General features: G+C 70.9%; 17 protein-coding genes. 3 read left to right on the top strand and 14 right to left on the bottom strand.

Annotated features, from left to right (window positions below):
- Positions 1–130: 130 nt before the first annotated feature.
- The 5 genes from ispG to ABZ738_RS13830 form a co-directional block, all read right to left on the bottom strand.
- Positions 131–1,303 (bottom strand): flavodoxin-dependent (E)-4-hydroxy-3-methylbut-2-enyl-diphosphate synthase, encoded by a 1,173-nt coding sequence (gene ispG, locus ABZ738_RS13850; RefSeq protein ID WP_131052779.1) that lies wholly within the window; start codon positions 1,301–1,303, stop codon positions 131–133.
- Between the two features lie 9 nt (positions 1,304–1,312).
- Positions 1,313–2,563 (bottom strand): site-2 protease family protein, encoded by a 1,251-nt coding sequence (locus ABZ738_RS13845; protein WP_176092985.1) that lies wholly within the window; start codon positions 2,561–2,563, stop codon positions 1,313–1,315.
- The gene (gene dxr / locus ABZ738_RS13840; protein ID WP_357213137.1) at positions 2,563–3,774 is read right to left on the bottom strand and encodes a 1-deoxy-D-xylulose-5-phosphate reductoisomerase; all 1,212 of its coding nucleotides are present in this window, start codon (positions 3,772–3,774) and stop codon (positions 2,563–2,565) included. Before dxr ends, ABZ738_RS13845 begins: the two co-directional genes overlap by 1 nt.
- Before the next feature lie 664 nt (positions 3,775–4,438).
- Complete coding sequence (locus ABZ738_RS13835) at positions 4,439–5,155, bottom strand: endonuclease V (RefSeq protein WP_357213134.1); 717 nt, start codon at positions 5,153–5,155, stop codon at positions 4,439–4,441.
- Between the two features lie 15 nt (positions 5,156–5,170).
- A complete protein-coding gene (locus ABZ738_RS13830) occupies positions 5,171–5,725 on the bottom strand; it encodes a GNAT family N-acetyltransferase (RefSeq protein WP_131052783.1) in 555 nt (184 codons plus the stop codon).
- Between the two features lie 94 nt (positions 5,726–5,819).
- Here ABZ738_RS13830 and ABZ738_RS13825 point away from each other — a divergent pair, with 94 nt between their 5' ends.
- On the top strand, positions 5,820–6,686 hold the full coding sequence (locus ABZ738_RS13825) for a YhjD/YihY/BrkB family envelope integrity protein (RefSeq protein ID WP_131052784.1): 867 nt from the start codon (positions 5,820–5,822) through the stop codon (positions 6,684–6,686).
- Between the two features lie 43 nt (positions 6,687–6,729).
- The gene (locus ABZ738_RS13820) at positions 6,730–8,325 is read left to right on the top strand and encodes an NAD(P)/FAD-dependent oxidoreductase (RefSeq protein ID WP_131052785.1); all 1,596 of its coding nucleotides are present in this window, start codon (positions 6,730–6,732) and stop codon (positions 8,323–8,325) included.
- Positions 8,326–8,435: 110 nt separating this feature from the next.
- Here ABZ738_RS13820 and ABZ738_RS13815 read toward each other — a convergent pair whose 3' ends face one another.
- The gene (locus tag ABZ738_RS13815; RefSeq protein WP_131052786.1) at positions 8,436–9,383 is read right to left on the bottom strand and encodes a pyridoxamine 5'-phosphate oxidase family protein; all 948 of its coding nucleotides are present in this window, start codon (positions 9,381–9,383) and stop codon (positions 8,436–8,438) included.
- A 173-nt stretch (positions 9,384–9,556) separates the two neighbouring features.
- Positions 9,557–11,134 (bottom strand): Rieske 2Fe-2S domain-containing protein, encoded by a 1,578-nt coding sequence (locus ABZ738_RS13810; RefSeq protein ID WP_131052787.1) that lies wholly within the window; start codon positions 11,132–11,134, stop codon positions 9,557–9,559.
- 227 nt (positions 11,135–11,361) lie between these two features.
- Between ABZ738_RS13810 and ABZ738_RS13805 the strand changes: the two genes are divergently transcribed.
- Entirely contained in the window at positions 11,362–11,583 is a 222-nt protein-coding gene (locus ABZ738_RS13805; RefSeq protein ID WP_131052788.1) for a DUF2631 domain-containing protein, read from the top strand.
- A 93-nt stretch (positions 11,584–11,676) separates the two neighbouring features.
- Here the strand turns inward: ABZ738_RS13805 and ABZ738_RS13800 are convergent, their stop codons facing one another.
- The 7 genes from ABZ738_RS13800 to rpsB form a co-directional block, all read right to left on the bottom strand.
- Positions 11,677–12,987 carry a DivIVA domain-containing protein gene (locus ABZ738_RS13800; protein WP_176092979.1) on the bottom strand — a complete coding sequence of 437 codons (1,311 nt, stop codon included), beginning with the start codon at positions 12,985–12,987 and terminating at the stop codon, positions 11,677–11,679.
- A gap of 31 nt (positions 12,988–13,018) precedes the next feature.
- The gene (gene rlmN / locus ABZ738_RS13795) at positions 13,019–14,170 is read right to left on the bottom strand and encodes a 23S rRNA (adenine(2503)-C(2))-methyltransferase RlmN (protein ID WP_131057527.1); all 1,152 of its coding nucleotides are present in this window, start codon (positions 14,168–14,170) and stop codon (positions 13,019–13,021) included.
- Positions 14,171–14,274: 104 nt separating this feature from the next.
- The gene (locus tag ABZ738_RS13790) at positions 14,275–15,666 is read right to left on the bottom strand and encodes a phosphatidate cytidylyltransferase (RefSeq protein ID WP_176092978.1); all 1,392 of its coding nucleotides are present in this window, start codon (positions 15,664–15,666) and stop codon (positions 14,275–14,277) included.
- A gap of 295 nt (positions 15,667–15,961) precedes the next feature.
- Positions 15,962–16,519, bottom strand: coding sequence for a ribosome recycling factor (gene frr / locus ABZ738_RS13785; RefSeq protein ID WP_131057263.1), 558 nt, complete (start codon positions 16,517–16,519; stop codon positions 15,962–15,964).
- 84 nt (positions 16,520–16,603) lie between these two features.
- Complete coding sequence (gene pyrH / locus ABZ738_RS13780; RefSeq protein WP_131057261.1) at positions 16,604–17,371, bottom strand: UMP kinase; 768 nt, start codon at positions 17,369–17,371, stop codon at positions 16,604–16,606.
- Between the two features lie 150 nt (positions 17,372–17,521).
- On the bottom strand, positions 17,522–18,349 hold the full coding sequence (gene tsf, locus ABZ738_RS13775) for a translation elongation factor Ts (protein WP_131057259.1): 828 nt from the start codon (positions 18,347–18,349) through the stop codon (positions 17,522–17,524).
- Between the two features lie 136 nt (positions 18,350–18,485).
- Positions 18,486–19,400, bottom strand: coding sequence for a 30S ribosomal protein S2 (rpsB, locus tag ABZ738_RS13770; protein WP_357213123.1), 915 nt, complete (start codon positions 19,398–19,400; stop codon positions 18,486–18,488).
- Positions 19,401–19,735 lie beyond the last annotated feature (335 nt).

Here is a 19,735-nt window from a genome sequence, read left to right as displayed (position 1 = left end):
GGGACGGGCGGGACAGGCGTGACCGGCGGCGACACGCGACAGTGCAGTCCCTGGGCGGTCGTGGGGCACGTGCCGGACGCGTCGACGGGCGGCCACCCGAGAGTGACCGCCCGTCGGTGTCGCCGATGGGTCAGTGGACGCTGACGGTGGCGCCGGGCAGCAGGCCGCGCAGTTCCTCGGGCAGCTCGGCACCCATCTCGTCGGCCAGTCGCAGCGCCTCCTCGATCAGGGTCTCCACGATCTGCCCCTCGGGCACGGTCTTGATGACCTGGCCCTTGACGAAGATCTGCCCCTTGCCGTTGCCGGAGGCGACACCCAGGTCCGCCTCACGCGCCTCGCCCGGGCCGTTCACCACGCACCCCATCACGGCGACGCGCAGCGGCACCGGCAGGCCCTCCAGCCCGGCGGTGACCTCCTCGGCCAGCTTGTAGACGTCCACCTGGGCCCGGCCGCAGGACGGGCAGGAGACGATCTCCAGGCCGCGCTCGCGCAGCCCCAGCGACTCCAGGATCTGCGCGCCGACCTTGATCTCCTCGACCGGCGGCGCGGAGAGCGACACCCGGATGGTGTCGCCGATCCCCTCGGCCAGCAGTGCCCCGAAGGCGACCGCCGACTTGATGGTCCCCTGGAACGCCGGTCCGGCCTCGGTCACGCCCAGGTGCAACGGGTAGTCGCACTGCTCGGCGAGCTGCCGGTAGGCCCGGATCATCACCACCGGGTCGTTGTGCTTGACCGAGATCTTGATGTCCCGGAAGCCGTGCTCCTCGAAGAGCGAGCACTCCCAGAGCGCCGACTCGACGAGCGCCTCGGCGGTGGCCTTGCCGTACTTGGTCAGCAGACGCTTGTCCAACGAGCCGGCGTTGACGCCGATCCGGATCGGCGTACCGGCAGCGGAGGCCGCCTTGGCGATCTCGGCGACCTTGTCGTCGAACTGCCGGATGTTGCCCGGGTTGACCCGCACCGCCGCACATCCGGCGTCGATCGCGGCGAAGACGTACTTCGGCTGGAAGTGGATGTCGGCGATCACCGGGATCTGCGACTTGCGCGCGATCGCCGGCAACGCCTCCACGTCGTCCTGGCTGGGCACCGCCACCCGGACGATCTGGCAGCCGGAGGCGGTCAGCTCGGCGATCTGCTGGAGGGTCGCGTTGACGTCGGAGGTGAGCGTGGTGGTCATCGACTGCACGGAGACCGGTGCCCCACCACCGACCGGCACCGAGCCGACCATGATCTGACGGCTCGCCCGTCGGGGCGCGAGCGGTGGCGGCGGCACGGCGGGCATACCGAGACTGACAGCGGTCACTTCAAGCACTCACCTTGAGAAGATCGAGATCGGGTTGACGACGTCCGCGGTGATCGTGAGCAGCGTGAACGCGCCACCGATCAGGATCACCGCGTACGTGACGGGCATCAGTTTGAAGTAGTCGACACGGCCCGGGTCGGGCTTGCGCAGCAGCGCGTACACCCAGGAACGGACACGTTCGAACCAGGCGATGGCGATGTGCCCACCGTCCAGTGGCAGCAGCGGCAAGAGGTTGAACACCCCGATGAAGAAGTTCAACGAGATGAACAGCATGATGAACAGTTCCCAGGCGTCGTTGGCGACCGCCTCGCCACCGAGGATGCTGGCGCCGACCACGCTGATCGGGGTGTCCATGTCCCGCTCGCCGCCGGTGATGGCGGTCCAGAGGGCGGGGATCTTCTCCGGGAGCCGCTGCAACGCCTGCGCGGTGGCGACCGCCATGTCACCGATGAAGGTGCTGGTCGCACCGATCGCGTCGATCGGGCCATGGGAGATCAGACCCGGGGTCGAGACGACCAGACCCACGCCGAGCGCGGAGACCTCGGTGACCGGCCCGTTCGGGTCGTCGATCGGCGGGCGCTTGGTGGTGGCCAGGGTGGTCTCGGCGGTGCCGGGCTGACCGTCGCGGACGTACCCGAGGGTGGCGGTGCTGCCCGGCGTGGTGGTCCGCAGCGTGGTCAGCAGGTCGCCGTAGCTGGTGATCGGGGTGCCGTTGATCGAGGTGATCCGGTCACCGTTCTGCAACCCGCCGGCACCGGCCGGGCTCGGCGCGTCACCGGCCTCGCAGACCCGGTAGGTGGTGTCCGGCAGGACGCACTCCTGGATCGCGATCACCGCCGGCTCGGCGCGGATCTGCTCCTCGGTGCTCGGGAAGTTGGGGTTGGGCAGGCCGAACGTCATCGCCGCCAGCCAGGCCGCGAAGATCGCCAACCCGAAGTGGGTGATCGAGCCGGCGGACATCACGATCGTGCGCTTCCACACCGGGTAGCGCCACATCACACGCTTCTCGTCACCGGGCTCGACGTCGTCGTCCTGCGGTGTCATACCGACGATCTTGCAGAAGCCGCCGAGCGGGATGCCCTTGAGGCCGTACTCGGTCTCGCCCCTCTTGAAGGAGAAGATGGTGGGGCCGAAACCGACGAAGTAGCGGGTGACCTTCATCCCGAAGGCCTTGGCGGTGACCATGTGGCCCGCCTCGTGCAGGCTCACCGAGATGAGGATGCCGAGGGCGAACAGCACCACCCCGAACGCGAACGACATCAAGCTCCTTCCACCGCAGCAGCGATGATCTCCTGCGCGTGCCCGCGCGCCCACGACTCGGCTTCGAGTACGTCCTCGACGGTACCCGGTTCGTCGAAATCGGGAGCGTCCTCCAACACCCGCTTCAGCGTGTCCACGATGCCGAGGAACGGCAGTCGCCCGGCGACGAACGCCGCGACGCACTCCTCGTTGGCCGCGTTGTAGATCGCCGGTCGGCAGCGGCCCGCCTCCCCGGCCGCCTTGGCCAGCGCCACCGCCGGGAACGCCTCGTCGTCCAGCGGCGCGAACTCCCAGGTGTGGGCCGTGGTCCAGTCGACGGCAGCGGCGGCGTCGGCCACCCGGTCCGGCCAGCCCAGACCCAACGCGATCGGCAGCCGCATGTCCGGCGGACTGGCCTGGGCCAGCGTCGAGCCGTCCACGAACTCGACCATCGAGTGGATCACCGACTGCGGGTGCACCATCACGGTGATGTCGGCGTACGGTACGTCGAACAGCTCGTGCGCCTCGATCACCTCCAGCGCCTTGTTGACCATGGTCGCCGAGTTGATCGTGACCACCGGCCCCATGTTCCAGGTCGGGTGCGCGAGCGCCTGCTCCGGCGTCACCGCCGTCAACTCGTCGCGTCGCTTCCCCCGGAACGGCCCGCCGCTGGCGGTGACCACCAGCCGCCGCACCTCACCCCGACTGCCGCCGCGCAGACACTGCGCCAGCGCCGAGTGCTCCGAGTCCACCGGGACGATCTGCTCCGGCCGCGTCACCGCCGCCTTGACCAGCGAGCCGCCGGCCACCAGGGACTCCTTGTTGGCCAGCGCGAGCGTACGCCCGGCGCGCAGCGCGGCCAGCGTCGGCGCGAGCCCCAGCGACCCCACCACCCCGTTGAGCACGACGTCGCACGGCCACTGCGCCAGCTCGCTCATCGCGTCCGGCCCGGCCACGATCTTGGGCAGCTTGAAGTCGCCGCTGGTCCAGCCCCGTCGACTCGCCTCGGCATAGAACGCGAGCTGGAGATCCTGCGCGGCGGACGCCTTGGCCACCCCGACCGCCTCGACACCGAGTTCCAGAGCCTGGGCGGCGAGCAGCGCGACGTTGCCGCCACCGGCACCGAGCGCCACCACCCGGAAGCGGTCAGGATTACGCCGCACGATGTCGATGGCCTGGGTACCGATCGAACCCGTACTACCCAACAGCACAAGATCGCGGGGGGAGTTCACGCCGCCATTGTTCACCACGCCGCCTTGGTGCAAGGAAGGGCACCTTATTAACGCCTCCGGTAGAGCACGGGTCCCCTGCTAACACCTGCACCCAGCGGTGCACCGCTCGCCACTCGACTCTGCCGGACCATCGCAGCCCGCACCGCACGCCGACCGCCGCAGCCCGCACCGCACGCCTCGCACAGGTCGGCCATCGCAGACCGCGCCGTACGCCATCGCGCGAACTGTCCGACCACCGCCGTTCGGGGCACTCGACCGACCGGTGCCCGAGACCGGGCTGCGTGGGTGCCGTCGGCGGAGCGCGCTCAGCACGAGGAGACGCGACCTGCCAAGGCGAGGTGGGTAGATCTGTTGTCGTCCCAGCGACAACAGATCTACCCACCTCACCCGACGACGCCCCGGGTGAGCCCGACGATCAAAGGTCCAGGGTTCACGAAGCTGTGGTTGCCCGCGATCATGGAGTTGTGGGCGACACTTCGCGCTGGTCCACGGCTTTTGCGGCGTGCACAACTCCATGATCGACGAGGGTGGTGACGGGGTGCCGCGAATGGCGCGGGAGAGCCGGTCGGGACCGTGCACCGGGAAGGTCACCTGTCGGCGCGATCACGTCGACCCGCCAGCCGGCATGGCTCCATTTCTGCGCGGAAACGCCACCGCCGATGTCTCACGAGGTGTAGGGACCGGACGTGTCCTGACGAAGGGCTTCGCGGGACAGGAAGTCGGCGCGACGGATCACGTCCGGCAGGCGGTAGCGCGGGCTCAACGTCAGCGTCAACGCGGTCACCCGGTCCAGGTCGGTGCGGTGGCCCACGGAGACGAAGACCGGCTTGACGTCGGTCTGCGTACGCAGGGCGTGGCCGAGCACGTCGTCACCGTCGCGCAGTACCGACCGGTCGCCCCGGCGCGGGCCGGGCTCGGCGTACGTGCCGACGAAGGGGGTCTTGGCCACGCCGAACGTGGGCAGGCCGGTCACCACGCCCAGGTGGCAGGCCAACCCGAACCGCCGTGGGTGGGCGATGCCGTACCCGTCGCAGACCACGGTGTCGGGACTACGGTCGAGCCTGTCCAGCGCGGTGAGCAGCATCGGCACCTCGCGGAAGGCCAGCAGCCCGGGGACGTACGGGAACGTCACCTCGCCGGGGACGACGACGGTCTCCACCTCGACGCCGCTGGTCAGGTCGACGAGCACGGCGGCGGCGGTGACGCGGGTGGAGGTCTTGTCGTAGGAGACGTCGACGCCGGCCACCAGGGTCGGCTCGGTCGCCGGGCCGTCGGTCAGGTCGAGGTGCCGGCGCAACTCCTGTTGGACGTGCTCGGCCTCGGCGACGGTGCGCACCTCGACCCGGTCTCGCGACAGCCGGTGTGTGGGGAGGATCGCCATGATGCGGAGACCGTCCTACGTCGACAGCTGGTGGGGCGTCAGCACGAAGGTCTCCACCTCGGTGCCGCCGTACCAGTCGGTGCGCCGGCCCAGGTGGGTCATGCCGAGCCGGCGGCAGACCGCCGTGGACCGCTCGTTGCCCGGCATCACCACGGCGTACACCCGCTCGGTGCCGGTGGCGAACTCGCGGGACAACACCGCCCGGGCCGCCTCGGTGGCGTAGCCGTGCCCCCACGAGTCGGGGTGCAGGTGCCAGCCCACCTCGATGTCGTCGGTCGGCGTCATGCCGTCGGCCCCGGGCAACGGCTTGAGCAGTACGCTGCCCGCCACCACTCCGGTCTCCCGGACCTCGATCGCCCAGAGGCCGTACCGGCCGGCGTACGGGGCGTACCGCTCCCGCCAGGCGGCGAGCCGGGAGGCCGCCTGGTCGGGCTCGGTCAGTCGTCCGGCTCCCCCGCCCAGCCAACGCATCACGTCCTCGCGGGAGTAGAGGTCGTAGAGCCGGCTCAGCTCGTCCGGCGTGTCCCGCCACTCGCGCAGCAGCAGGCGCTCGGTCACGTCCACGGTCATGGCCGCCGATCGTAACGACGCCGACCGCCGCGCGTTGGGTGTGCTGCCGGCGACACCAGGCGTGGGCGCAGCCGCGAGGGGGAAGAGAAGCGGGATGGGCGGTGCGTGGCAACGAACCAGACGAATCACCCGGGCCGCCTTCCGCCCGGTACGCGGACGGGACCTGTCCCTGCATGCCGCCGCGATCACCTTCTACGGGGGCATCGCGGTGGTGCCGGTGGCGCTGCTGGCGATCTGGCTCACCGCGCTGCTCGCCGGTGGCGACCGGGTGCGCCGGCTCACCTCGTACGCCGTGGAGGCCCTGCCGGACGCCATCGGCGCGCCCCACGCGGTGGCCGCCCTGGTCGACGCCGGGGTGGGTCTGACGCCGTGGCTGGCGCTGGCCGCGCTGCTGCCCGCGTCGCTCTACGGCGAGGGGTTGCGTCGGGCGTTCGTCTCGGTCGCCGCGCCCCGCTCCGACGAGCACCTGGTCGGCTGGCGGGGCCGGGTGCTGCTGCTGCCGCTGCTCGCCCCGGCACCGGCCCTGCTGCTGTCGATCCTGCTGGCGCTCCCGACCACCACCGAGCTGGTCCGGCGGGGCGGCTGGGCCGGCGCGCTCGGCGTGGTGCTCTCCTTCCTGGCGGTGTGGCTGGTGCTCACGCCGGTGCTGGTCTGGGTCTTCCGGGTGGTCGGCCCGGCGTCGCCGGACTGGCTCTCCACGTTGGCGGTCGGGTCGTTCACCGCCGCCAACCTCTCCGGCTTCCTGCACGGTTTCGTGCTGTTCGCCTCGCTCCCGCTCGACCTGGGCGTGCCCTTCGGTGGCCTGGTCGAGGTCGGTGCCGCCGTGGCGGTGCTGCTCTGGCTCTATCTCTTCCACGTGATCGTGCTGGCCGGCTACTCCGCCACGCTGGCGCTGGCCGGTTGGCGTACCCGCCGCGCCGCCCGCGCCGACGACGGCTCACCGGCCCCGTCACCGGCATGATCAACTGAGCCCGGACCAGGTGCGGACGGGTTAGGGTGCGGGGATGAGGGGTGAGGTTCCTGGGCGCACGGACGTGGTGGTCGTCGGATCCGGACACAACGGGTTGGTCTCCGCAATCCTGCTGTCCCGGGCCGGCCTGGACGTGCTCGTGCTGGAGGCCGCCGACGTGATCGGCGGCGCCACCCGCACCGAGAACCCCTTCCCCAAGGTGCCCGGGCTGCGCCACTCCACCGGCTCGTACCTGCTCGGTCTGATGCCCCCGGAACTGCTGTCCGCGCTCGACGTGCGCATCCCGGTGCGTCGCCGGGACCCGCACTACTTCCTGCCCACCCCCGGCGGCGTCGGCTCGCCGTACCTCCTCTTCGGCACCGACGACGCCGCCACCCGGGCCCAGCTCGCCGAGTTCTTCTCCCCCGCCGACGTGGCCGCCGACGACGCGTTGCAGGCCGAACTGGCCGCCCTGCGCACGGACCTCGCCCCCGCCTGGCTGGCCGAACCGCTGCCCGCCGAGGAGACCGCCGACCGCTACGTGCGGCCCGAGCTGCGGCAGGTCTTCGTCGACCTGGTACGCGGCTCGGTCGCCGACTACCTGGCCCGCTTCGACTTCCGTTCCGAACTGCTGGTCAGCATGTACGCGGTCACCGACGGCCTGTCCGGCCTCAACGCCGGCCCGGACGACCCCGGCACCGGGCACAACTTCCTGGTGCACAACATGTGCCGGCTCCCCGGCTCGGACGGCACCTGGATGATCGCCGAGGGCGGGATGGGCACCGTGTCGCGTACCTTCGCCGACGCGGCGCGTGCCTCCGGCGCCCGGATCGTCACCGGCGCCCCGGTCACCGCGATCACGCTCGACGGCGGTGCCGCCTCCGGAGTCGTCCTCGCCGACGGGCGGCAGGTCGAGGCCGAGGTGGTGCTGGGCGCCTGCGACCCGTACCGGCTGATGGCGCTGCTGCCCGACGGCGCGTTGCCGGCCGAACTCGGCGAACGGATGACGGCGGTCCGGCGCACCGGCACCACGCTCAAGCTCAACCTGGCCCTGCGCGACCTGCCCCGCTTCTCCTGCCTGCCGCCGGACGCGCCCAGCCCGTTCGGGTCCACCATCCACCTGCTACCCGGATCGGCGTCGCTGGCCGGCGGTGGGGGCGAGTCGCCGATGGCGGCGCTGCGCGCGATGTGGGCCGACGTGCAGGCCGGACGGCTGCCGCAGGAGCCGACCATCGAGTGGTACCTGCACACCACCGTCGACCCGTCCCTGGCCGACCCGGACGGGCACCACTCGTCGGCACTGTTCGTCCAGTCCGTGCCGTACGAGCTGACCGGCACCACCTGGGACGCGGCCCTGCCCGGGTACGTCGACCGGCTGGTGGAGATCTGCGAACGGTACGCCCCCGGCACCGGCGATCTGATCGCCGATGCGGTGCCCCTGCCACCGCCCGGCATCGAGGCGCACTTCGGCATCACCGGCGGACACATCCACCACGTCGACAACACCGTCTCGTTCACCGACCGGATGCCGTACGCCACGGGGGTCGACGGGGTGTACGCAGGCAGCGCGGGCTGCCACCCTGCGGGCAGCGTGATCGGTGCCGCCGGACACAACGCCGCCCAACGCATCCTCGCCGACCTGGGCGGCTGAGCCACCCCGCCCACACCGAGGGGTGCGGTGTAAGGAAGGGCACCCTATTAACGCCTCGTGTATAGGAGGGGTCCCTTCCTAACACCTGCACACCTGCACACCTGCACGGCTCAGTCAGCCGGGCGCAGGGCGCGGTAGGCCGCCCACGGGACGGCGGGACGCGGCAAGCCTCGCCGGTCCAGGTAGCGACGGGTCGCGGCCCGGGTGGTCCGCACCGTACGCAGCGAATCCGTCATCCGGGCCTTGTGCCGTGCCGCCGGCTCGACCAGTCTGTGCGGGCGCAGCGTCCAGCCGTCGGCGCTACGGACCAGCTCACCGCGCACGTTGGCGTTGTGCAGGCTCCACAACTGCGCGTCGTGCCGATGCACCAGCAGACTCGCCGCGCCCTCGACCGGGTCCACCCCGTCCGGCACCACCACCCGGTAGCCGCCCGACCCGGCAGTCGCGGTGGTCCGCACCAGCAGCGGTGCGCCGGCACCGTCCCGGGCCGCCAGCACCACACTGGGGTACGCCGCCAGCACCTCCGCGCCGATCAGCGGAGCAGCCGCCCCGCTCTCAGCCGACACCGCACCGGCTTCGGTGGTGGTCGGCAGCGGACGGGTGGTCACCTCGGTCGGGGTGACGGTGATCAGCAGTCGCATGAAGTAGAAGTCGGTGAACATGGTCGCCGGCCAGTCGAGGTACTTGCGGCAGTTCGGCTGACGCTGGAACATCCGGGTCCAGAAGACGCCCAGGTCCCCGGTCGGCTCGGTGTGCACCTCGTCGGGGCAGTGCGCCGTGCCGCGTACCAGGATCTGCTCGGGTGTGGTCAGGCCGCTGGCCGTGGGGTCGGAGAAGAGCAGCGCCACCCGGCCGTCGCGGCGCACGTTGAACGCCTTCTGCGGATACCCCAACGAGGTGGTGAGCATGATCGTGCCGTCCGGACGGAGCAGCCCGGACGTCGGCCAGGCGACCGGTGTGCCGTCCTTGGCGAGCGTCGCCAGCTCACAGGTGCGGTACGCGGAGATCGTTGAGCCGAGCGCGGATTCGGACACGATGACGCCGGGGGACGATTGCATGCCCGGAATCGTAGTCAGCGTCGCAATTCGACGGTTACGCCACCCATGGCACCTCGGCGGCCGGCCCGAGATGCTCGGCGGCCGGCCCGAGATGCTCGGCCGCCGGCCCGAGATGTTAGGAAGGGCCCCCTACTATGCACGAGGCGTTAATAAGGTGCCCTTCCTTACATCCGTCAGGTTGCGGGCTGCGGGCTCTCCGGAGCCTCCTCGCCGACCCGGTGAGCGCGGACCTTGTGCCCCACGCTGGTCAGGCAACGGCCGCTGGGCAGGTCGAAACGCCATCCGTGCAGCTGGCAGGTGAGCTGGTCGCCCTCGACGATGCCGAACCGGCTCAGGTCGGCCTTCAGGTGCGGGCAGCGCCGCTGCACCACCCAGTCGCCCAGGGTGATGTCCTCGGCGTCCACCGCCCGCTCGTGCTCGTCGTACCAACCCTCGGCGTACTGGAGGCGCTCGGTGGAGAGGCACTTGAAGAAGGCGTACACGAACTCGTTGTACTGGCCGATCCGGGCGGCCGAGAAGCGGCAGGAGAGGAAGAGCGAGTTGACCCAGTCCACCTCGTCGATGTGCAGCAGGTGCTCCACCAGCGCCCGTTCAGTGCGGAACCGGTAGCGCACCTTCTCGTCCGCGTACGGCCGGACCTGCTTGCCGGGGAAGTCGACCACGATGGATTCGATGCTCTCGCCGTCGTAGCCCACCAGGTCGAAGCGGACCGGACCACCGACACCCTTGGCGAGATAGATCGACTCGTCCAGCAGCGGCTCGATCCGGCGCTTCATCTCCTTGAGCACGTCCACCTCGGGGTGCCGCCAGGACGCCTTCTCCGCCTCGATCACCGGCCGCTTGCGCTCGCGCATCTCCTCCAGGTGGGCGACCTTGTTCGCGAAGAACTCCTCGATCGGGACCGGGTGGGTGGTGGTCGCCCCCTCGGTGGTCACCTCGGCGACGCTGCCGGGCAGCAGCACGATGCCGTTGGTGCCGCCGACCTTGGCGTACTCGCTCAGGAAGACCGACTGGTCGGGGAAGATGTTCCCCTCGTCACCGAAGATGTCGTTGAACTGCCACAGCTCGTCGTCGAGGAAGCACGGCGGGCCGGCGATCGGGAAGACGTGGTCGGCCTTGAGGTCGTCGATGTAGCGCCAGGTGCGGTCGAACTGCCGGTCCCGCTTCTGCTTGCCGAACGCCGTCTTCGCCGACTGCGGCAGCTCGTAGACCATCGGGTACCAGATCGCGCCGGAGAATTGGAGCAGGTGTGCGTGCACGTGTCCCAGCTCGGCGAAGGTGGTCAGGTCGGTGGGACGGGCGTCGTTCTGGTTGAGCAGCCGGACACCGTCGTACTCCACCCAGAGTGAGGAGTCTCCGATCGGGCCGTCGGTCGGGCTGGTCAGCGCCTGGATCATGATCTTCAGGCCACCGTCCAGCTCGTACACCTCCTCGTTGCGGGTCTTCAGGAACTTCGTGAAGCCCAACGCCCGGAACTCGTCCTCCATCTCCGAGGTGGGGAACTCCGGCAGCAGCACGGTGGCCTTCTTCGACACGTACCGCTTCAGGTGCGCCGCGTCGAAGTGGTCCCGGTGCAGGTGCGAGACGTACAGGTAGTCGACGTCGCCGAGGGTCTCCCAGTCGAGCAACGAGTTGTCCGGGAACGGGAACCAGGAGGCGAAGTAGGCCGGGTTCACCCACGGGTCGCACAGGATGCTGCCCGCAGCCGTGTCGATCCGCATGCTCGCGTGCCCGGTACCGGTCACTCGCACCGCAGTTCCCCCTCAAAAAAGACAATCAAGGTGTACGTCAGAACGCTACCGGAGGCAGTCTGGTCTGCGCCCCGCGACGCCGCCATAGTCGCCCGCCCCACCCGGCCGGGCCGAAGGTCCCGAGGTAGGAACGGCCCGTCCGGCCCCGCGTATCCGCCCCACCGCAGGTCCCCTCCCGGGTGGCGTGCCAGACTAACCGGAGATCCGAACGCGAGGAAGGACCGACAGTGGCGGGAAGCGAGCCGGTAACGTCGCCAGACCAGCACAAGCCCGGGCACCGCAAGGCCGGGCGGATCGGCGCGGTCCTCACCGCGTTCGCGATGCTGGCCATGCTCTGCGGCAACCACGAGGGCAGGGTCGAGGACCTCTGGCTGATCGGGGTCGCCGCGCTCCTGCTGCTCATCGTGATCGGCGACTCGGTGCTGCGGCGCAACGGCCTGCGCTCCTGAGCCGACCGGAGACACGACGTACGACGAGGGCCCGTCCCCCAGGGGGCGGGCCCTCGTCGTGCCGCCAGGCAGGGCGGCTCTCGTCGTGGTGTCTCAGCGGCCGAAGAGGATGTCCTGCACGTTCTTCAGCGCGGAGTCGACCTCGGCCTCGAAGTAGCCGCCCTGCACGAGCCCGAACCGGAGCGTGTCCAGGTCCTTCGGGTTGACCGGCATCGGGTTCCGGCCGGCCATCCCACCGAGCAGGGTGTCGAAGAACCGGTCCACCTGGTCGGGGTCGTACCCGCTGCCGAAGCGACGCACCTGGAAGCTGCGCCTGATCTCGTCCACCCGGTAGAGGTCGCTGCCGGGCGGCCCGGCCATCGGCGGGCCGGTCATGGCCGGCGGGGCACCCAGGGAGGGCACGCCCATCGACGGGCCGCCGATCGCCTGCTGCGGCAGGCCGGGTGGGCCTCCCTGCGGGCCACGACGCGGCTCGCGGTCCGGCATCCGGATCTCCGCGGTCATGTCGGCCCGACCGTGGCGTCCCGCCTCGAAGCCGTCGAACCGCTGCTCGTCCGGCGGACCGTAGCCGCCCCGACCCTCCGGTGGGCCGTATCTGCCCCGACCCTCCGGCGGACCGTATCCGCCCGGACCGTCCGGCGGACCGTAGTCCGGTGCGCCGTACCCACCGGGGCCGTCCTGCGAACCGTACCCACCTGGGCCGTCCGGCGGACCGTATCCGCCGGGACCGTCAGGTGAGCCGTACCCACCCGGGCCGTCCTGCGGGCCGTACCCGCCGCGCCCCTCGGGCGGACCGTACCCGCCGGAACCGGCGGGCAGGCCGCGCGGCGGCGGGCCGCCGTGACCCATCTGTCCGCCGGGCGGTCCCATCGGGCCACCGGGGCCCATCGGACCGCCACCACGCGGCCCGTCGTACCCGCCGCGCGGGGAGTCGTACCCGCCGGCGAAGGCACCGGTCGGTTCGTCGTAGCGGCCGGCCTGTGCGGGCATCGATCGGGGCGGCATCGGCGGCACCGGGGCCATGCCCCGCTCGTCGCGCATCGGCGGGCCCATCCGGTCCGGCGGACCCATGCGGTCGGGCGGACCCATCCGGTCCGGCGGCGCCATCCGGTCCGACGAGCCCATCCCGGAGTCGCTGCCCCGGACGCCACCCGTACCGCCGCGCTCCTCCAACTCGGCCAGCTGCCGCTCGACCCGGTCGAGGTGCAGGTCGACCTGCCACTCGTCGTAGCCGTTGAAGCGGACCCGGAAGACGACGTCGTGGACCTCCTGCGAGAGCACCGGGGCACCGACGGGCTGACCCGCGAGAGTCGCCTCGACCCGGTCCAGGAAAGTGTCCACCTCGTCAACCTTGTAGCCCCGGCGGAGCGCCTTACGCCGGAAACGCTGACCCTGACTCGCCACTATGTCTCCTGGTCTCGTTCGCCACGCCCGGTCACGCTGACATCTCCCCGGCCGGGCCGGTGCCCCTGTCCTCAGCGGCGGCCAACTGCCCACATGCCCCGTCGATCTCGCGACCTCGGGTGTCCCGCACCGTGGTGGACACCCCGGCGTCGCGCAACCGCCGGACGAACTCCCGCTCGACCGGCTTCGGGCTGGCGTCCCAGCGGCTGCCCGGAGTCGGGTTGAGCGGAATCAGGTTCACGTGGGCCAGCTTGCCGGCCAGCAGCCGCCCGAGCAGATCCGCCCGCCACGGCTGGTCGTTCACGTCCTTGATCATCGCGTATTCGATCGACACGCGACGCCCTGTCCGGGCCGCGTAGGCCCAGGCCGCCGCCAGCACCTCGGAAACCTTCCAGCGCTGGTTGACCGGCACGAGTTCGTCGCGCAGCTCATCATCGGGCGCATGCAGCGACAACGCAAGAGTCACCGACAGGTCTTCGCTGGCCAGCCGGTTGATGGCCGGCACCAGGCCGACGGTGGAGACGGTGATGTGGCGCTGCGACAGACCGAGGCCCTCGGGGGCCGGCGCGACCAACCGACGGATCGCCGCGATCACCCGGTTGTAGTTCGCCAGCGGCTCCCCCATGCCCATGAAGACCACGTGCGAGAGTCTCGGCGGTGACCCGGCGACGGCGCCGGAGGCGGCCACCCCGGCCAGGTACACCGCCTGGTCGACGATCTCGGCGGTGGACAGGTTGCGGGTCAGCCCGGCCTGGCCGGTGGCGCAGAACGGGCAGGCCATGCCGCATCCGGCCTGGCTGGAGATGCAGACGGTGACCCGGTCCGGGTAGCCCATCAGCACGCTCTCCACCAGCGAGCCGTCGTGCAGCCGCCAGAGCGCCTTTCGGGTCGCCCCGTCGTCGCAGGCCATCTCGCGTATCGGGTTGAGCAGCCGGGGCAGCAGCCGGTCGGCGAGCCGGTCACGGGACGCCGCCGGCAGGTCGGTCATCAGCGCCGGGTCCCGCACCAGGCGGCCGAAGTAGTGGGTGGAGATCTGGCGGGCCCGGAAGGCCGGCTCCCCCAGCTCCGTCACCAACTCCTTGCGACCGTTCAGGTCGAGGTCGGCGAGGTGTTGCGGGGGCATCGCCGCCCGGCGCGCGCCGGGCGCGTCCGGGTCGACCGGGATCAGGGGCAGACTCGTCATGGCACGTCCAGTCTGGCACGCCCGCCGAGGAACGCACCCGTCCGGAGGGAGCAGAGACGCTCCCACCCCCTGCGCGACCCGGGCACCCCGGCGTGGTCCATGCCTCAGTTCACCGCCGGCACGAAGACGACGAGCAGCAGGTACGCGGTCGGCACCGCGAACAGCACCGAGTCGAGCCGGTCCATCAGCCCGCCGTGCCCGGGCAGCAGGTTGCTCATGTCCTTCACGCCCAGATCGCGCTTGATCATGGACTCGGCGAGGTCACCGAGGACCGCCGCCGCCGAGATCGCCATCCCGAACACCGCACCCCACCAGGGGGCCACGTCGAACAGCAACCAGAGCAGCACGGCGCTGCCCAGCGCTGCCGCGCCCATCGAGCCGACCAGCCCCTCCCAGGACTTCTTCGGGCTGATCGTCGGCGCCATCGGGTGCTTGCCGAAGTTGGCGCCGGCCGCGTAGCCGCCGGTGTCGGAGAGCACCACCGCGACCAGGGTGACCAGCACCCGCAGCGGGCCGTCCCCGGGCGAGGCGGCGAGCAGCGCGGCGAAGCCGCCGAGGAAGGGCACGTACACCGCGATGAGGGTGGCCGCGGTCATGTCCCGCCGGAGGCCGGCGACACCGTCCCCGAGCCGCCAGACCAGGGTGCCCGCGAGGGTGACCAGCAGGCCGAGCAGGAGCGCGTCCAGGCCGGCGAACCAGGCCAGGGTGACGGTGAGCACGCCACCGGCGATCATCGGGATCAACGGGACCCGGGCGCCGCCACGGCGTACCGCCCGGGACATCTCCCAGATGCCCACGCCGTAGGCCGCCGCGATCAGCAACAGGAACGCCGGGGTGTACAGGAACAGCGGCAGCAGGGTGGCAGCGCCGAGGCTGGCCCCGACGGCGATGGCGGCCGGCAGGTTCCGGCCGGCACGGCTCGGCGTCTGCGGAGTGGCCGGGCGACCGGCACCGGCCCGCCGTCGGCCCCGGTGGCGTCGGGACTGCGCCGGATCCGCGTCGGGTTCCGGCGTGTCCTCGGCGGGCACGGGGGCGAGCAGGGTGGTCGGCGCGTCGTCGTGGTCCGGACCGTCGTCGGAGGGCACCGGGGCGAACTGCGCCGTCGGCGCGTCCTCGTGCGCCAGGTCGCGACGCCCGTTCTCCTCGGGTCGCCGAGGGCCACCGTCGGGGAGGTCACGCGGGCGGTTCCGGTCGTCGTACGGACCGGCCGATTCGTCGTACCGCCCGGGGACGTCCCGGTCGTCGAACGGCTCGGGTCGGGAGGCGAAGCCGGTCCCGGCTGGTTCGTCCCGGTCGTCGACGGGTCGGGCGTACGGGTTGTCGGCCGGCGGGCGCGGGCGGGTACGCGGCTCGGCGGAGAGCTCAGCGCCGGGGCGCGGGCCGCGCGACCACGGGCCGGGTTCGACGTCCGGGTCGGGCCAGGGCAACGAGGTCGGCCGATCCGGGCGGTCCCAGCCGCGGGCCTCGGCGCCACCGTAGGGGTCGAGGTGGGACATCACGCACCGGACGACAGCGGTACGAGATCCACCACTTGACGCACAGCCACTACCATCCCCTACCCGCGCGAGGCGCTCCGTCTGATTCGCCGGCCGGTAGGCCGGCTGATCTCCACCGTTCACCCCCGGGTCGCCGGGAATCGTGCCGAGCCTACTGCACCCGGAGCTTCCGCAGGACGCACCAGTACCCACCGTCCACCTCGTCGATCATGAGCCTGCCGTACCGGCCGGAGGGCCGGATGTCGGCACTTCATGATCGACGAGGTGGGGCGTACGAGCCGGGAGCCGCTGCGGATCAGACCTCCAGCAACTCGGCTTCCTTGTGCTTGACCAACTCGTCGACGTGCGCCACGTAGCGCTGGGTCACGTCGTCCAGTTCCTTCTCCGCGCGGCGACCGTCGTCCTCGCCGACCTCGCCGTCCTTGACGAGCCGGTCCAGCTCTTCCTTGCCCTTGCGACGGATGTTGCGGATGGCGATCTTCGCCTCCTCGCCCTTGTTCCGGGCGACCTTGATCATGTCGCGGCGGCGCTCCTCGGTCATCTGCGGGAGCAGGATGCGCAGCTGGTTGCCCTCGTTGTTCGGGTTCACCCCGAGGTCCGAGTCGCGGATCGCCTTCTCCATGGCGTTGATCTGCGAGTTGTCGTACGGCTTGATGATGGCCATACGCGGCTCGGGGACGCCCACGGACGCCATCTGGGTCAGCGGCGTGGGGCTGCCGTAGTAGTCAATGATGATCTTGGAGAACATGGCCGGAGTGGCGCGACCGGTGCGGATGGCACCGAACTCCTCCTTGGCGTGCTCGACCGCACGCTCCATCTTCTCCTCGGCCTCGAGGAGGGTGTCGTCGATCACCGCTCTCCTCGCCTCCTTCTTGTGCTCGTCGTGGGCTTGTCGGGTCACCGGGACGGACCGCCGAGGTCACCGTCGACGGTCAGCTCAGGTGGTGATCAGCGTGCCGATCTTGTCGCCGCCCACCGCGCGGACGATGGTGTCGTCACCCTGCGCGCCGAAGACCAGCATCGGAAGTCCGTTCTCCATGCAGAGGCTGAAGGCGGCCGCGTCGGCGACCCGCAGGTTGCGGCGCAGCACCTCGGAGAAGGTGATCGACTCGAACTTGCTGGCGGTCGGGTCGATCCGGGGGTCGGCGCTGTAGACGCCGTCCACACCGTTCTTGCTCATCAGCACCACGTCCGCGTGGATCTCCAGCGCACGCTGGGCGGCCGTCGTGTCGGTGGAGAAGTACGGCATACCCGCACCGGCGCCGAAGATGACCACACGGCCCTTCTCCAGGTGCCGGATCGCCCGCAGCGGAATGTACGGCTCGGCCACCTGGGCCATCGTGATCGCGCTCTGCACGCGGGTCTCGATGCCCTCCTTCTCCAGGAAGTCCTGCAGGGCGAGGCAGTTCATCACGGTGCCGAGCATGCCCATGTAGTCGGCCCGGGCCCGGTCCATGCCCCGCTTCTGCAACTCCGCGCCCCGGAAGAAGTTGCCGCCGCCGACCACCACCGAGACCTGCACACCGCGACGGACCACGGTGGCGATCTGCCGGGCGATGGCCTGGACGACGTCCGGGTCCACACCGATCTCGCCGCCGCCGAACACCTCGCCGGAGAGCTTCAGCACCACCCGGCGTGCCCGGCCGGGCGGCGGCGCCAACGGGTCGTCCACCGCCAGCGTCGGGTCACTCACAACCTGCGTCATCCGCCCGTCCTTCCCCCACTGCCGCGCCCGGGTGCGCACATCTGCCGCTGCCGACCTTATGGGACGAGGAGACCGCGGTGTGTGTCGCGTACACCGGCGGCCTCCTCGTCGTGTCGTTGCCCAGCACGGGCGCGTACGCCCGGCCGAAGGTCAGGACTGGCCGACCTCGAACCGCACGAAGCGGGTGATCTCGATGCCGGCCTCGGCCAGCACCTGCTTCACCGACTTCTTGTTGTCGGTGACCGACGACTGCTCCAGCAGCACGAAGTCCTTGAAGAAGGAGTTGACCCGACCCTCGACGATCTTCGGCAGAGCGGCCTCGGGCTTGTTCTCCTCGCGGGCGGTCTGCTCGGCGATCCGCCGCTCGGACTCGACGATCTCCGCCGGCACCTCGTCCCGGGTGAGGTACTTCGGGCGCATCGCGGCGATCTGCATGGCCGCGCCACGGGCGTCGGCGTCGCCGGCCTCGTCGGCCTTGCCGGCGTACTGCACCAGCACGCCCACCGCCGGGGGCAGGTCCTGGGCCTTGCGGTGCAGGTAGACCGCGACCGTGCCGTCCAGCTTGGCGAAGCGGTTCAGCACCAGCTTCTCGCCGATCTTGGCGGACTGCTCCTGGACCAGGTCGGCGACCGGACGGCCGTCGAGCTCGCTGGCCAGCAGTTCCTCGGCGTTGCTCGCGCCGGAGCGCTCACCGTGCTCGACCAGCTGCTGGGCGAGCGCGATGAAGGCGTCGTTCTTGGCGACGAAGTCGGTCTCGCAGTTCAGCTCCAGCAGGGCCCGGCCGGAGTGGGCGACGAGGCCGTTCGCGGCCGTCCGCCCGGCCCGCTTGCCGACGTCCTTGGCGCCCTTGACGCGCAGGATCTCGACGGCCTTGTCGAAGTCGCCCTCGGCCTCGGTCAGGGCCTTCTTGCTGTCCATCATGCCGGCGCCGGTCAGGTCGCGGAGCTTCTTGACGTCCGCCGCGGTGATCTGGGACATGGCTCTCTCTTCGGTGTTGGGACTGCGGGTGAAATGGACTGAGGTGACGATTACCCGGTTCCGAGAGGTTCGTGCCCGGTCTGCCCGCCGCCGGCCACCGTCGTCAGGGACGGACGGTGGCCGGACGGCGGTGCGGTCACTGACCGGCGACGGCGGCCGGCTGCTCGGCGGGCTGCTGCGCCTCGGTGGCCGGCTGAGCCTCGGCGGCCGGCTGCGCGTCGGCGGCCTGCTGCGGCTCGGTCGCCGGCTGCGCGTCGTCGGCCTTCTTCGGCTCCTCGAGCAGCTCGCGCTCCCACTCGGCCAGCGGCTCGTCGGTGGCCACGCCGGCCTCCGGCTTCTCGTCGCCACCCCGGCGACGGCCGGAGCGGGTGATCAGACCGTCGGCGACGGCGGCGGCGACGACCCTGGTCAGCAGCTCGGCCGAGCGGATCGCGTCGTCGTTGCCCGGGATCGGGAAGTCGACCTCGTCCGGGTCACAGTTGGTGTCGAGCACGGCGATCACCGGGATGCCCAGCTTGCGGGCCTCGTCGACGGCGATGTGCTCCTTCTTGGTGTCGACCACCCAGACCGCGGCCGGGAGCTTCTGCATGTCCCGAAGACCACCCAGGGTGCGGGTCAGCTTGATCTTCTCGCGGGAGAGCTGCAGGGTCTCCTTCTTGGTGTAACCGGCGGCGGTGCCGCTGAGGTCACCGAGGGCCTCCAGCTCCTTCATCCGCTGCAGCCGCTTGTACACCGTCTGGAAGTTGGTCAGCATGCCACCGAGCCAGCGGTGGTTGACGTACGGCTGACCGACCCGCGTCGCCTGCTCGGCGATCGCCTCCTGGGCCTGCTTCTTGGTGCCGACGAAGAGGATGCTGCCACCCTCGGCCACCGTGTTGCGCACGAACTCGTACGCCTTCTCGATGTAGTCGAGAGTCTGGCGGAGGTCGATGATGTAGATGCCGTTACGCTCGGTGAAGATGAAGCGCTTCATCTTCGGGTTCCAGCGCCGGGTCTGGTGCCCGAAGTGAACACCGCTCTCCAGCAGCTGACGCATGGTCACGACGGCCATGGTTTGTACTCCTTGCGGTCCCTGGTTGTCTCGCCCGACCGGCGGTCGGGCGTCCTGGCGCCCGGTCGCCGGCCATGACGGGCCCGAAGGATCGGGACCAGGGAGGCCGTCGCCCCACGACGATTCGTGGAGAGGGCACGCGAGGTCGACCGCGCGAGGCGGTCGCCAGTCGCCCAGTGTACGCGCCCTCCCCACCCCGCCACGCCCGGGTGTAAGGAAGGGCCCCCTACTAACGCCTCCGGTATAGGAAGGGCCCCTCCTAACGCACCGGAAGACGCCGCCGCACCCCCCGGAAGACGCCGCCGCACCCCCGGGCAGACGCCGCCGCCGGTGGT

This window comes from Micromonospora sp. NPDC047793 (assembly GCF_040642635.1).
GTDB lineage: Bacteria > Actinomycetota > Actinomycetes > Mycobacteriales > Micromonosporaceae > Micromonospora.
This window is presented reverse-complemented; position numbering and strand designations above follow the sequence as displayed.

Bases quoted from the DNA above. Each gene is read 5' to 3' on its own strand.
- ABZ738_RS13790 (WP_176092978.1), bottom strand. From the start codon at position 15,666: ATGTCCCACCTCGACCCCTACGGTGGCGCCGAGGCCCGCGGCTGGGAC.
- rlmN (WP_131057527.1), bottom strand. From the start codon at position 14,170: ATGACGAGTCTGCCCCTGATCCCGGTCGACCCGGACGCGCCCGGCGCG.
- pyrH (WP_131057261.1), bottom strand. From the start codon at position 17,371: ATGACGCAGGTTGTGAGTGACCCGACGCTGGCGGTGGACGACCCGTTG.
- ABZ738_RS13835 (WP_357213134.1), bottom strand. From the start codon at position 5,155: ATGGCGATCCTCCCCACACACCGGCTGTCGCGAGACCGGGTCGAGGTG.
- ABZ738_RS13845 (WP_176092985.1), bottom strand. From the start codon at position 2,563: ATGTCGTTCGCGTTCGGGGTGGTGCTGTTCGCCCTCGGCATCCTCATC.
- ABZ738_RS13815 (WP_131052786.1), bottom strand. From the start codon at position 9,383: ATGCAATCGTCCCCCGGCGTCATCGTGTCCGAATCCGCGCTCGGCTCA.
- tsf (WP_131057259.1), bottom strand. From the start codon at position 18,349: ATGTCCCAGATCACCGCGGCGGACGTCAAGAAGCTCCGCGACCTGACC.
- rpsB (WP_357213123.1), bottom strand. From the start codon at position 19,400: ATGGCCGTCGTGACCATGCGTCAGCTGCTGGAGAGCGGTGTTCACTTC.
- ABZ738_RS13820 (WP_131052785.1), top strand. From the start codon at position 6,730: ATGAGGGGTGAGGTTCCTGGGCGCACGGACGTGGTGGTCGTCGGATCC.
- ABZ738_RS13825 (WP_131052784.1), top strand. From the start codon at position 5,820: ATGGGCGGTGCGTGGCAACGAACCAGACGAATCACCCGGGCCGCCTTC.
- ABZ738_RS13830 (WP_131052783.1), bottom strand. From the start codon at position 5,725: ATGACCGTGGACGTGACCGAGCGCCTGCTGCTGCGCGAGTGGCGGGAC.